Genomic DNA, 12938 nt, shown 5'->3' on the forward strand with positions numbered 1-12938 from the left:
CTGTAAGCAGAGGTTAATCTTTTCCTGTAAAGTAGATGCCTACTCTACAGTATATCCGGTATTAGCACCGGTTTCCCAGTGTTATCCCAGTCTTACAGGCAGGTTATCCACGCGTTACTCACCCGTCCGCCACTAAGTTTGCAGGAAAGCAAGCTTCCCCGCATCCTCCGTTCGACTTGCATGTGTTAAGCACGCCGCCAGCGTTCGTCCTGAGCCAGGATCAAACTCTCCGTTAAGTTCTTTTAAACGCTGACCTCACACGACTGTTCAGTTTTCAAAGACCTGCCGCTGTCACCGGATTCTACCGGCGGCAACGTTTTCTATCTTAGCACGCACTTCTGTGTGTGTCAAGAACATTTTTCGAGTTTTTTTTGCGGTACTCGTGAGAGTACTGTTTATCCTTCTACCTCGGTGACAGTCACCTGACGGACGTCTATCTTAGCACGCTCGTTTGGGCGTGTCAATAACTTTTATCGAGTTTTTTTTTCGCCGCTTGTGCGAGTATCTGTCTGTTGGTGCTCCTCACTTGCAGCTCTCTTTCGCAAACACGGTAACAGTCACCTGACGTCACCCTTGCTGTCTGCAGGGACAGCGTTGTCTATATTAGCACGCACCTTTTGGTGTGTCAAGAACTTTTTTTCGGCTTTTTTCACCTTTGGAAGTGCTAGCCGATCTTGCATTAATAATATACCACTATACCTTCCTTTAATGCAATAATAAATACAAAATAAATCAATTCTAAAACCCCTTGGGATGCAATCTTACATACGTGTCAGGTACCTGCCCAACAATTATTGTATCAGTCACCGGAACCTGGGTGCTGACCTTGACCTGTGATGTAATCAGCGGCACTACCACTTTCACCTGACTTTGAATGTTCAGGTAGAGACGGTGGCGTGTTTGGTTAATCCCTGCCTCCTCAAATTGATCTGTAACAGTTGTCTGCACCGTACCGATAGGGTGAATTGAAACCTTAATATGAGGCCCATAGTTAGCCAGCAGTTGGCTCCCCAGCACCTGTCCCAAGGGAATCGAAAACTTCTCATTTGCTAGATCCTTTAAGGCATCATTAATCGATAACGTGGTATCTGAGGCCAGTTGGTTGATGCGAACAATATTAGGCTGCATCAAAACAACCCGCCCCTGTGAGTCTTTTTGGACAACAACCAGGTCATGGTAATTAACAGAATCAGCTATCTTGTATTTTACCGCGTTATTTACAGCTTCTGTTGCAATCTGGCGAGCTTTGGCCTCCCCTATCTCCTTGATGGTAGGTTTTAGATTACGCTCAACAATAAACAGCATAAATAGAAAAACTAATGCTGCTATTCCCAGAGCAACTAATGCCATGCTCAGTCTTGGTACCCGGCGGCAGTAGAAAAAGTGTACCCGCCGAAACAGTGCCGCCACCCCCTCCAGAAGCAATACCTTATATTATATGATTACGTCCTGGAAAGGGTGCTCATCCCTTTATTTAAATTATTATGCGTGCAAACTTTCTCTTGCCAACCTGAATGATCATTCCGCTGTACACCACAACACGGCATTCAGGATCAGTTACTTTTTCACCATCGATCCTAACTGCACCCTGGGCAACGAAACGCTTGCCTGCTGAGGTGCTCTTACTCAGACCGGCTTCAGCCAGCAGTTTTGGAAGCCAGATGGTACCGTCAGGGGAAATTTCCTCTGTGGAAAGTCGGACCTCAGGAAGATCATCTGGTAGTTTGCCCTTTTGGAAAACAGCAACAAACTCCTTTTCGGCATCGAGTGCGGCTTCATTCCCATAAAACATAGTAACAAGCTCGCGAGCCAGGTTCATTTTGGCATCCCGCGGGTGAAGAGATCCACTGGTTAAAGCATCTTGAATCTTCTTGACTTCTTCATTGGAAACGGGTGTAACAAGCTGATAATATCTTACAATAAGTTCATCGGTGATCGACATAGTCTTACCGTAGATTTCCTTGGGGGGTTCTGAAATGCCGATGTAGTTGCCCAGACTCTTGCTCATTTTCTGGACACCGTCAAGCCCCTCCAGGATAGGCATCGTAATCGCCACCTGGGGTTCCTGGTCAAACTCACGCTGCAGATCACGCCCCACCATCAGATTGAACTTCTGGTCAGTACCACCCAGCTCTATATCTGCTTTTAACACTACAGAATCATAGCCCTGCATCAGAGGGTAGAGGAATTCATGAATCCCAATCGGTATGCCTTCTTGATACCGGCGTTCAAAGTCATCCCGTTCCAGCATTCTGGCAACTGTATACTTCGCAGCTAGAGTGATCACATCAGAGAAAGAAAGCGCTCCCAGCCAGGTGCTGTTGTAAACAAGCCGCGCTCGTTTCAGATCAAGAATTTTGCCAACCTGATCCTTATATGTGGCAACATTTCTCTGGATTTCTTCATCTGTCAGCTGTCTGCGTGTTTCTGACCGCCCTGATGGATCACCGATGCGTCCCGTAAAATCTCCTAAAATAAGGACCACATCATGTCCCAACTCCTGGAGTTGGCGCATCTTATGAAGAACAACCGTATGTCCCAGGTGAATATCGGGAGCGGTGGGATCCATACCCAGTTTAACCTTAAGCGGCCTGTCCTCTTTGATCGACCGCTCAAGCTTTTTTACCAGTTCATCTTCTGGAATGATTTCAGCGATGCCCCGTTTGATGATCTCCAACTGTTTGTCAATGTCTTTGACCAATTGTGACAATTCTAAATCCTCCCCATCTGACTTGATTATCTTCAGTCTAAAATATCATTCTTCTCCTTTACTTACAAGTGGATAGGAGAATCGGGGATCGGAGAATCGGAGGGACGGTTCTCTTGATCCATTACGCGTGCAAGGGGGACTGTCCCCGGTGCACGCAAAGTAAAAAAGCAAGCCTGGCAAAATAGATGTCGGAAGCCAGAAGTCGGAGGTGGGAAAAAAGACGGAAACTTACCACTTTAAAGCAATAAAGCAAGCCTGGCCCCGAAATTAAAGATTAGCCTCCAGAATATTAACCAGGTCGGAATAAACAGCAGTCCTCGGGTTTGCTGCTAGAGAGCCGGAGGGAAGAGCTGATTCTGCAAGACCCGGAATATCTTCCTCTTGCAGCCCTACATCTCCCAGCTTTGCAGGTATCTGCAGTCGTTTCTGCAGCATCCGCACAAAATGCACCAGCCGTTCAGCAGCATCCAAGGAACTGGCATCTTTGTTCGCAAGGTGCAGTTCTTTGGCCACCCGCGCATACTTTTCAGCGACAGCGGTCAGGTTGAACTCCATGATTTGAGGGAGCAGAACAGCACAAACCAACCCGTGTGCAAGATGATAGCGCATCCCAACCGGGTGGGCGAGGGCATGTACAGCACCTACCCGCGCATTATTTAATGCAATACCGGCCATCAAACTCCCCAGTGCTACCTGCTGGCGTGCTTCCTTGTCACTGCCTTTGTTATATGCTGAATAGAGGTTACGGCAGATGAGAATCACCGCCTCCAGAGCCAAACCATCGGTCAACGGATACGACCAACGTGAAGTATATGCTTCCAGGGCATGGGTCAGGGCATCCATCCCGGATTGGGCAGTAATATGGCGCGGCATGGTCATTGTCAAAACAGGATCAACCACGGCTGTGCTCGCCAGCCAAGAATCCCACCTGATGCTCTGTTTCCTTCCGCTATCAGGATCACTCAAGACGGCGTTTTTCGTCACCTCTGCTCCGCTACCTGAGGTTGTGGGCACTGCTATCCAGGGAAGACCAGGCAACTTGAGCTCTTTTCCTTCAAAATACTCCTTGACCGTACCATCACCGTAATACAGCCCGGCAGTGGCTTTGGCCACATCCAGAACACTTCCTCCACCCACCCCAACAACCAGATCTACCTCATATTCACGGGCTATTTTTAAGCTTTCCTCAACACTTTCCAGGGTGGGTTCCGGAGCAATTCCTCCACAGTATACAATCTCCCGGTCTGTGGACTCCAGGGGGGCAATCACCCGCTCGATCATCCCACTTGTCTGAAGTGATCCTTTTCCCATGCATAACAGCAGCTTTTTCCCGAAAATCCTCGCTTCCTCGCCCAGCCGTCCAGCACAGCCAGGCCCAAAGATGATCCGCTGCGGCACCAAAAAATCAAAAAGCAATCAACACACCTCACAATAAGTTAACGGTAAATGTTGCCAACGATAACAACGCCTGACACCAGTTTTTTGTTTAGCGGCGATTAATGGGCTAACGGTGACAGGCATCGGCTTACCCCGGGGTAACAGGCACTGGCTTTCGACATGCAGTTAGTTTGGATGGACCAAGACAAACGGTGACAGGCGCCGGCTTTCCGGTAAACAGTGACAGACACCTTCCGACTGATCAGCATTTTTGAAACTGCTTTCCCTCACGCCGGCAGAGAATTTCGGTTATATGTCGCCCAGAGTATAGACAGCCTGGCACACTGGCACCAACAACCCACTGTCCGGCCATATAGAAGTTCTTTAACCCTGGCAGTGTCCTCTCCATCACAGTAGTCATTAATTCCGGTGTGTACAACCAGGCCATAGATGCCCCCTGATGATTCCGGGTATAGCGCCAGGTGGTATACGGTGTAGCCACATCGGTCACTTCCACCTGTGAAGAGATGCCGGGGTATAACTTTTCCAGTACATTCAATACTTCCCCGGCGATCCGTTCCTTTTCTGTTTTATAAAGCAAGTGGTCTTCTTTTCGCAAGTTATGCCAATAGTCCCATTCTGTTTCAAACTCTACCTGAACCACAGTTTTCCCAGGCGAAGCAGATTTAGAACTGTAATTAAAGATTCGGAGAAAAACCCTGTCTACATTGTGGCCACCTACAGCCAGGGAACGGTCTAAAAAAATGGTGTTAAATGGTGGTGTTTCGGGAAACTCACGGGCAACCCCGAAACTGACCATAATAGATGGACTGCACAATTTCCATTCAGTATAGCGTTTCTTGATTTTATCGTTCAGGTAACGCCCACCCAGCAGCTTAAAGATAGTGCTGTAGCCATCAGCAGCAGAAACAATTATATCGGCGCGGTATTCTCTGCCATCTGCCAGGCGCACACCGACAGCTCGGTTTTCTTCAACAAGGATCTCCTCAACTGCAGCATTATAAATCACCTGCCCACCTAAATCCTGATAGCGCTGCTCAATAGACATGGCAAAATCCAGTGAACCGCTCTCGAGCAGCCCCAGACGCCCTTCTGCACACATTCCCAGGATCATCATGACAAACCAGACAGGCACCTCCGGCATAAACAGATACTGAATTACCTGCCCTAAAGTTGGATGGTGCAAATCCTGGGCATATTTCGCAGCAGATTTAGCGTATTTTCCGGTAAAATACCTGAACAGCTTGCGCATACCCCATAACTGCCTTAACCCCTCCCAGCGGTCGCTCAGCTCAGGCGGTCTGGCATAATCCATGCCATCCATGCCATCCCTCTGCATGGCTCGGGCACCTGCCAGCAGGGATGCTATTTCCCGGGCGTCTTCCGGAAACAGTGCTTTTAAATCAGCATCAACACGGTCTAAATCACCACTGATATCTATTATCTTTCCGGTGGGTTGATCATAAAAACGACCGTAGACATTCAGATCTACAAACGGATTTTTCTGAGCTGCGCCCAATTCACGATAAAGCTCGTAAGTTGGCTGGCCTGGTTTATGATCCATGATAAAGTGTATACCGCCATCTATGATGTAGTCTTTTCTTTTCCAGGCTGTCGCTACTCCACCAGGCTTGTTATGCAATTCAAAGATCCTGGTGTGATAGTTGTTCATCTGGCAGTAACAACCGGCAGCCAATCCAGCCAACCCCGCACCGATGATCAACACGGATTTTTTCGACACAATCCGGCCCCCTTCCCCTATCAATAACCAATTAGAACTGCAGGCCGATTATTTCCCATCCAAAGACCCACAGTTCTAATCTATTATATATCACAAATTGGTGCTCAGATAGACCCCATGCTGCCCTGCAGTTGAAGATCACGGAAACATTCTCATGATCTCTTTTTTTTCAACGAGATAACGGTGGAAGGGAATCAGAGGTGAGGTGACGGAGACAGCCACAGTCACGTGGTTGGATGCACACTGTAAATGTGAAAGATGTGTTTATGACTCATGCGTCAGTCCAGACAGCCCGGGCGGCACCGGCAGATGATAAAGACAGAAGCCAGTTATGTAATGTTGCGAATGCAGCGGAAGAGGGGTGACAATAGAACCGTCTCCCTGTCACCCCCCTTACACGCAGAAATGCACCGGGAACCGTCCCCCCCGCATCCCGGGAACCGTCCCCCCCGCACGCGCCTGTCGCCTGTTCTTTTTATTGGCGCGGTGTTCCGGCATATCTGATTCTTAAGGACTCAGACAGTTCCCGGTCAACACTCACCAAATCATCGCGATTTATTTCTTTCAGAGCAGTCTTGCCCAACGCCTGTACTGCCAACCGCATTTCTGCAATACAGGACTGAAGAAAATTGGCAAGACACTGTGCCGCCCGGTCCACATCCAGCTCATCCTTTAAAGTGCCGTCATAGAGAATCAGCTGAGGTGGAGTTGTTTGGGGTAGGGGTTTGATCACTTGTGTTTGCAGTGCAGCGGTAATAGCTATCGACCCGATATAAACTGCATCTGCGCCAAGTGCCAAAGCCTTCAAAAAATGACCGGGGGTTTTCATCCTGCCGGAAGCAATGACAGTGAAGCGGTCGCGCAGGTTATTGTACTCAAGCCACTGAATCGCCCGAGGAAGGCAGTAAAGCAGAGGAAGCCCCAGATTATCTTCCAGTGTCGGAGGCGCACCTGCTGTACCCCCACCAAATCCATCGATCACAATAAAATCAGCACCGGTTTTGGAGATCACTCCCAATTCATATTCAATATAGTCGGAACCCGCAATTTTTACACCAACAGGGACATCATACTCTGATTTTAGCCCATTGATCAGATTGATGATATCTTCCGGTGAAGCTGTCCCAGGCATCCTGGAATGAATAACGGCATCCTGGCCCTTTTCCAAATTCCAAAGTTTCTTCAATTCCGGACCAATCTTCTCGGTCTTGATGGTCTCGGTGATTCCACCACCCCAGGCCGCCTGCCCGAATTGAACTTCAATGGCATCCACCAGTTTGAGCTGCTCCGGGGTATTCAGCCACCCGCCGCGGTTGTACTGCCCGATGAGATGTTTTGCAGTTTTTCGTTCCTCATCTGTAACTGCAGATTCACCGGTGTTGGTTGCTGTGCCTGCCTGAGTTGCCCCCTTGGCCAGGGCAACTTTAAAGGGAAGGCTTACTGAAGCACCGTACGACATGCCGGTTATTAAAATAGGGATATCCAAATTGAGCGGTTTGCCAGCCCTGGGACCAATAACAGTCTGTGTGTTGATCTGGTTGGAATCTTCGGATGGCAGTTGAAATAACTGTTTCGGGTTGAGCAAAACCTTTTCCCAGGGATCGAGATTGATTGGACTGCCCAAGGGCCTTTCCAGTTCCTTCCCGGTCTCGGCTCTCATTCCGGCCTCAACGATCGCCCTTGGTGTAAGCTTTTCTGCAGCGGTCATAGCGACAAAGGGATTATCTGCATACTTTGCTGTGAGCATCTTTTCCATGGCGTCATCCATTAACGGATCAGCCATTTTTGACAACATCCAGTTCAGCATTCAGGTACCTCCTTGAATTAAATCATTAGTGGTTGCCTCCTTATCTCCAATAGTGTCCAAGATTACAAAGAATTATTTAATTATTTATAATCACGGTAAATACCACTTATCTTATATGTACTTAAAGGGGTCAGTTTTCACCCGTGAAACCACTACTGTAAGTTCCTCCCCAGCTTCTTTTGCTTTTTCCTTAATATAATCGGCCAGCACAGGAATAACCACCTGCTCTGTCCCGTAGTGTCCTGCATCGACCACGGCAATCCCCTGGTCCAGGGCATCCAACGCCCCATGGTGCCGGACATCACCGGTCATATAAACATCAGCACCAGACTTTATAGCATGCTCAAGGAACATCATGGCACTCCCACCACACAGGGCAACTTTTGAGACCCTCCTATCCGGATCCCCTGTGACCTTCACCACTTCCAACTCCAGGCAGTCTTTCACCTTCCGCGCAAAATCAGCAAGTGTCAGCGGTTCTGGAAGTTTCCCCTACCCTGCCCAACCCCACTTTTTCCCCCTTATTTTTCAGGGGATAGATGTCATAAGCCACCTCTTCATAGGGATGAGCAGATATCATCCCTTCCAAGACTCTGTTCAGCTTTTTCTGGGGGACGATGGTTTCAATCCTAAATTCAGAAGCCTTCTCCAATTGCCCGGTCTCCCCGATAAAATGACTTGTGCCTTCAAGGGGACGGAAGGTCCCGGTTCCCTTCAATTGAAAGGTGCAGTCTGAGTATTTACCTATCCACCCCGCTCCCTGTGAGCACATGGCCTCTCGCACCTTGTCCTCATAACCCACGGGAACAAAAACGACAACCTTGTACAGGTCCTCTTCTCCTGTGGGAAGCAGCAGATCTAGATCCACAAGCCCCAACCGGTCAGCGAGGATGTCATTGATCCCCCCAGGAGCGGCATCCAAATTGGTGTGGGCAGCATATAAGGCGATTCCCTCCTGAATCAACCGGTAGACATGGGATGCAGGATAGAGATCTGATCTCAAGTAAGGAAGGGGGTCACGGTAAAGGGGGTGGTGAGCAACAATCAACCGGGCGTTTTCATTGACTGCTTCTCTGATCACATCCCCAGTGACATCAAGTGTTACCAGCACCTTTTGTACCTCATCTGAGGGTGAACCCACCAGGAGCCCTATTCGGTCCCAATCTGCTGCCAGATCGGGATCAGCCCATTCTTCAATCCATTCAAATATCTTTTGACATTTAACTGACATTATCTATAACCCTCCTGAACAACAAAATCTTACGCCGCCATTCCTGGCGCATCTTTCTGGCAGCAGGAGTTTTGGCATGGCGCAGTGATATCAATTATATTTTTCGCAAGTTTAATTTTCTCCTGAAGAAAATGGTATCAGGGAGGGGGTGTTTTTTTTTTCTAGGAGACACGGCCCTATTTCCAGCAATTCCATTTCCCTTCTGCTTAGCTTTTTATCAATATCGTTCACTTTAGGACCAGGTGAGGGTTCAGAAACAATTATTTCATAATAATTATCATGTTCCAGTACCAGTTCCTCATCAACGATTTGCCAGTGATGATCAAACAACCATCTCCGCACCATACCTGCTCCACCTTGGGGCTGTAAAATTATCCGAACCACACCATCCGGCACAGCATGTGATCCTTCTAAGATCTCTATTATTTTTACGCCCCCCATTCCAGCGATAATGACCACATCCGCTTCTCCGGGGTTGATTGACTCCAGACCGTTCCCCTGCCTTATCTCTATGCTTTTTTCTAATTTATAAAGATAAACATTGGCTCTTGCAGAGCTGAGTGGGCCAGTAGAGAGATCAGAGGCAATCACCTGGGATGATATGCCCTCAAGTACCAAATAAATAGACAGCAGTGCATGATCTGTCCCGATATCGGCCACAACATGTCCCCGCGGTACAAAACCGGCAATCTTGGTTAGCCTTTCAGACAGCTTCGATTTGATCATCCCCTTTATGAATCCGGAGGAGATAAAACATTTGCATCAGTGTTTCCTGGCAAAAGAGTTAGGAGCGAAAATCTGCTTGAACCTGTGTGCCAATACCTCCACGCGGCCGGAAATCCGCTTTCACAGTAAGAGAAACAGGGTTCAAAAGCTGGACCAGGTCTTCCTTCACCCGGCTCACCACATGTTCCTGCAAAATCCCCACATTTCGAAAGGAATTGAGGTAATACTTCAAAGACTTGAGTTCTACAAGCTTCTCACGGGGAATGTAACTGATCGTCAGTTCCCCGAAATCGGGCAGCCCTGTCCAGGGACATACAGAGGTGAACTCCGGGTAAACATAAGCCACTTCTGTGTCACTGCCCGGGTATTCGAAAGGTATAGCTTCCAGCACCTCTGTTGCAATTGCTTCATATGTATCCATATCCCAACGCATTAAATCCTTCTCTTTTTCTTGGTTCATTTACTGTTTCCCCTTTATAAAGTAGTTAATTCACCCTGGCATAAAACAAGTGGCCTGCTATCCTTACAATAGTCAGCAGCAACGACTTCCCCAATAAAAATGGTATGATCGCCGGAAACCAAACTCTGTACAAGCTTACATTCAAGGTTTGCCAAAGCACCTTTGAGCCTGGGTACCGCGATAACTTCACCTGGATCTGTTGCCAGATCCAGTTCCTTAATCTTGTCTAGATCACGGCCGGATCTTGTGCCACAGAAATAGACCGTTGCTTCTTCACCCTCCCCCATAATCGTCACCATAAACTCACTTGATTTGACAATCATATCATGAATATAACGCTGAGGAGCAATGGAAACCATCACTTGCAGGGGTGTCCATGATGCCTGGTTGATCCAGGCAACAGTGGTGATATTATGCTTGTCTCCATCCCTGGCACCAATCAATGCTACCGGCATAGGTAAAAGATGTAAGGCCTGGCGCATCTGATCTCTAGTCAAATAACACCCTCCTAAAAAGCTTTCCATTCCATTTTAATACATGAACAGATAAGATCAAGTATATATAAACCACAATTTAAGGGATACCACCTTTTAGACGGAGGGATCACAGACCCCATCCCGGTTCGCCAGGCTATTGCCGATGGCTGTCAAAAGACTGTGATTGTTTTAACCCGCAACCGCGGTTATCAAAAGGAGCCTGTAAGTCATCCGCTGCGTCTATTGTTAGAAAAAAAATACCGGGAATACCCCGGTCTTATTAAAGCCATGCTCAACAGGTATATGATTTATAATGAAACTTTGGATTATATCGATGAATCAGAACAGAAAGGGCAAACTGTAGTGATTAGACCGTCGAGAAAACTTGAAGTTGACCGCTTTGAGAAGAATGCAGAAAAACTCACAGCCCTTTATAACCAAGGTTTTGAGGACGCCAATATGGCTTATGATAGAATCAAAAGCATCAACGAGGGATAAATTATTAGCAGTTTTTTATAAGAGCTCAAGTAGTTCGCTGATATTATGTTTTAGTTCAGGAATTTCTTTGTGGACGATACCCCATACTATTTCAAGATCTATACCAAAATATTCATGAATAAGAATATCCCTTAACCCGGCGATCTTTCGCCATTTGACAGCTGGTTTTAGTTCTCTTATTTCTACAGGAATCTTTTTTACTGCCTCGCCAATAATTTCCAAGTTGCGAACTACCGCGTCTTGAGCCATTTGGTGATTACGGAAATCATTTTCAGTCATCTTTTCGGTATATCGTTCAATTTTACTTATAGCATTATAAATATCCTGAATGTAGACACTATACTCCCTGTGCAAAAATAACGCTCCCTTCTATATGATCTTTTAAAGCCGGTTTTACCGCCTCTGCTATCACTAAATCTATAGGTTTTTCCAACAAATCTTCTAGAAAGAACTTTAATCCCATATAATTGTCAAAAGTCTTTTTACCAGGCATAAATACTACCAGTAAATCAATATCACTCTTTTTAGATTGTTCATTCAGAGCAAAAGAACCAAATAACCCAATCTTTTCGACCCCATAGCTTTTTATCTGGTTCATATTTATTTCCAATCTGGATAGAATAATTTCGGCATCAAGCATTGCAAATTCCCCCTATAATTTTTAACCAAGCCAGGTTTTCATTTGTTTATATACTACCATATTTGTCCAATAAATAAAAGTTACCGGCAGATATATTAACAGCTTAAACACATCCACCAGTACAATAACAAAGAAATCATAGGAAAACCGGATACCGATACATAATAAAGAACCATCAGGAGGAAAGCCTGATAATTATGAGCATCCACAGGGCAAAAAAAAAACGATAAATTGTTACATATAGTCAATATGAACGATCTTTCTTTTCATCAATAATAACTCCCTTCAACTTTGGCTCTTGTATTTTTGTGATCAGCACTTACCTGCTTGAGCAGTACAAAAAAGCAGGCCAACCCATGTTTATGCTGACCCTCAAGAGAAATAAACTTGCGGATTTTCTTAATGTATTCCGTCCATCCCTCTCCCGGGAGATGTGCAGGATGAAGGATGAGGGAATTACTTCCATTCCAGAGATGAGATGATGGTTTCTTCTACCTTGGCCAGTTTCTCCGGAAATACAGCTTCATTGACTGTCAGAGAGATTCTCAGGAACTGATCATCTTTCCCTTTTTTCTGTAAAAGATAATCTTTGCCTGCGATATCTCCGCTGTCCTGCAATTGTGCTGTCCAGGTAGCAACAAAGCCGCTGTAGGAATCATGGGTGAACTTCTTATGTTCAAAAGATGTAAATCGGAAGGTGCTGTTTAGTTTGCTCTTTTCAATAAACTCCTCTGGGTCTTCTATGTTCCAGATCTGAATGTAGCCGTGATAATTAAGCTTGTCATCACAGAGGTAAGAGTTGAGGAGCATCTCCCCGCTGCTGTAATAATCTTCAGTGACATGAGTAGTTTCAGGAAGTGAAACCTTGAGGGATACATCCTGATAGCTGTAATTATTATATTTAACTTTAGATGTGGATACCGCAGCAATACCCCCCGATCTTGCCGCTACAGCATACACTAAAACCACCAGCACCCCGACAACAACCAAAACCAACGAAGTCTTCCTTCTCCTCCGCACCTCTATCCTCTCCTTTTCAGCGTTACTTTCGTGCAACGGGGACAGTCCCCAATGCACGTGTACTTACCTTACTGCTACGTTACCTTAATCTTAATAATTTGTGAATGCTATTATGTCCGGTATTTTTTTCTATACCGGGGTCAGGCTTGAGTAATTGAGTAATTTACTTTTGTCGTCTCTGAAGATAGATTTCGGAGGTCCGGAAGTCAAAGGCCTGAAGTCTTCAAACTG

The 12938-nt window shown here is 46.5% G+C and carries 15 protein-coding genes and 1 rRNA gene; 2 read left to right on the top strand and 14 right to left on the bottom strand.

The genetic code is table 11. The features are described 5' to 3' along the window. The 11 genes from SSCH_RS15075 to SSCH_RS15120 form a co-directional block, all read right to left on the bottom strand. A 16S ribosomal RNA gene (locus SSCH_RS15075) occupies positions 1 to 236 on the bottom strand; the annotation flags it as partial. 502 nt (positions 237 to 738) lie between these two features. Then, on the bottom strand, positions 739 to 1425 hold the full coding sequence (gene yunB, locus SSCH_RS15080; RefSeq protein ID WP_232294525.1) for a sporulation protein YunB: 687 nt from the start codon (positions 1423 to 1425) through the stop codon (positions 739 to 741). Between the two features lie 49 nt (positions 1426 to 1474). Then, a complete protein-coding gene (gene tyrS / locus SSCH_RS15085) occupies positions 1475 to 2710 on the bottom strand; it encodes a tyrosine--tRNA ligase (RefSeq protein WP_084711238.1) in 1236 nt (411 codons plus the stop codon). A 267-nt stretch (positions 2711 to 2977) separates the two neighbouring features. Then, positions 2978 to 4126 (bottom strand): iron-containing alcohol dehydrogenase family protein, encoded by a 1149-nt coding sequence (locus SSCH_RS15090; protein WP_044666199.1) that lies wholly within the window; start codon positions 4124 to 4126, stop codon positions 2978 to 2980. Between the two features lie 223 nt (positions 4127 to 4349). Further along, the gene (locus SSCH_RS15095; protein WP_044666200.1) at positions 4350 to 5849 is read right to left on the bottom strand and encodes a phytoene desaturase family protein; all 1500 of its coding nucleotides are present in this window, start codon (positions 5847 to 5849) and stop codon (positions 4350 to 4352) included. Between the two features lie 475 nt (positions 5850 to 6324). Continuing rightward, positions 6325 to 7656 (bottom strand): FMN-binding glutamate synthase family protein, encoded by a 1332-nt coding sequence (locus tag SSCH_RS15100; protein ID WP_044666201.1) that lies wholly within the window; start codon positions 7654 to 7656, stop codon positions 6325 to 6327. Between the two features lie 111 nt (positions 7657 to 7767). Continuing rightward, positions 7768 to 8103 carry a Nif3-like dinuclear metal center hexameric protein gene (locus SSCH_RS19640; protein ID WP_232294526.1) on the bottom strand — a complete coding sequence of 112 codons (336 nt, stop codon included), beginning with the start codon at positions 8101 to 8103 and terminating at the stop codon, positions 7768 to 7770. Positions 8104 to 8116: 13 nt separating this feature from the next. Next, entirely contained in the window at positions 8117 to 8887 is a 771-nt protein-coding gene (locus SSCH_RS15105) for a Nif3-like dinuclear metal center hexameric protein (protein ID WP_198142533.1), read from the bottom strand. Positions 8888 to 8998: 111 nt separating this feature from the next. Then, entirely contained in the window at positions 8999 to 9613 is a 615-nt protein-coding gene (locus SSCH_RS15110) for a tRNA (adenine(22)-N(1))-methyltransferase (RefSeq protein WP_052835724.1), read from the bottom strand. A 58-nt stretch (positions 9614 to 9671) separates the two neighbouring features. After that, complete coding sequence (gene queF / locus SSCH_RS15115) at positions 9672 to 10073, bottom strand: preQ(1) synthase (RefSeq protein WP_044666202.1); 402 nt, start codon at positions 10071 to 10073, stop codon at positions 9672 to 9674. 14 nt (positions 10074 to 10087) lie between these two features. Next, positions 10088 to 10570 (bottom strand): flavin reductase family protein, encoded by a 483-nt coding sequence (locus SSCH_RS15120; RefSeq protein ID WP_232294527.1) that lies wholly within the window; start codon positions 10568 to 10570, stop codon positions 10088 to 10090. 159 nt (positions 10571 to 10729) lie between these two features. Between SSCH_RS15120 and SSCH_RS15125 the strand changes: the two genes are divergently transcribed. Next, on the top strand, positions 10730 to 11047 hold the full coding sequence (locus SSCH_RS15125) for a DUF6363 domain-containing protein (protein ID WP_052835725.1): 318 nt from the start codon (positions 10730 to 10732) through the stop codon (positions 11045 to 11047). Between the two features lie 15 nt (positions 11048 to 11062). On the opposite strand, the gene SSCH_RS15130 is transcribed toward SSCH_RS15125, so the two are convergent. Both SSCH_RS15130 and SSCH_RS15135 read right to left on the bottom strand, forming a co-directional pair. Further along, positions 11063 to 11401: a HepT-like ribonuclease domain-containing protein gene (locus SSCH_RS15130; protein WP_044666203.1), complete on the bottom strand. Its 339-nt coding sequence runs from the start codon at positions 11399 to 11401 to the stop codon at positions 11063 to 11065. After that, a complete protein-coding gene (locus SSCH_RS15135) occupies positions 11385 to 11687 on the bottom strand; it encodes a nucleotidyltransferase family protein (protein WP_044666204.1) in 303 nt (100 codons plus the stop codon). The genes SSCH_RS15130 and SSCH_RS15135 overlap by 17 nt, the downstream gene beginning before the upstream one ends. Positions 11688 to 11995: 308 nt before the next feature. Here SSCH_RS15135 and SSCH_RS18505 point away from each other — a divergent pair, with 308 nt between their 5' ends. After that, a complete protein-coding gene (locus tag SSCH_RS18505; RefSeq protein ID WP_232294528.1) occupies positions 11996 to 12169 on the top strand; it encodes a helix-turn-helix domain-containing protein in 174 nt (57 codons plus the stop codon). Here the strand turns inward: SSCH_RS18505 and SSCH_RS15140 are convergent. Continuing rightward, on the bottom strand, positions 12144 to 12707 hold the full coding sequence (locus SSCH_RS15140; RefSeq protein ID WP_156972348.1) for a hypothetical protein: 564 nt from the start codon (positions 12705 to 12707) through the stop codon (positions 12144 to 12146). The two genes, SSCH_RS18505 and SSCH_RS15140, sit on opposite strands and share 26 nt — an antisense overlap. Positions 12708 to 12938: the final 231 nt, after the last annotated feature.

The sequence above is a fragment of the Syntrophaceticus schinkii genome (genome assembly GCF_000946815.1).
Taxonomy (GTDB): Bacteria; Bacillota; DSM-12270; order Thermacetogeniales; family Thermacetogeniaceae; genus Syntrophaceticus; species Syntrophaceticus schinkii.

Coding starts and splice junctions, on each gene's coding strand:
- SSCH_RS15100 (WP_044666201.1), bottom strand. CDS start 7,656: ATGCTGAACTGGATGTTGTCAAAAATGGCTGATCCGTTAATGGATGAC.
- SSCH_RS15105 (WP_198142533.1), bottom strand. CDS start 8,887: ATGTCAGTTAAATGTCAAAAGATATTTGAATGGATTGAAGAATGGGCT.
- SSCH_RS15110 (WP_052835724.1), bottom strand. CDS start 9,613: ATGATCAAATCGAAGCTGTCTGAAAGGCTAACCAAGATTGCCGGTTTT.
- queF (WP_044666202.1), bottom strand. CDS start 10,073: ATGAACCAAGAAAAAGAGAAGGATTTAATGCGTTGGGATATGGATACA.
- SSCH_RS15135 (WP_044666204.1), bottom strand. CDS start 11,687: ATGCTTGATGCCGAAATTATTCTATCCAGATTGGAAATAAATATGAAC.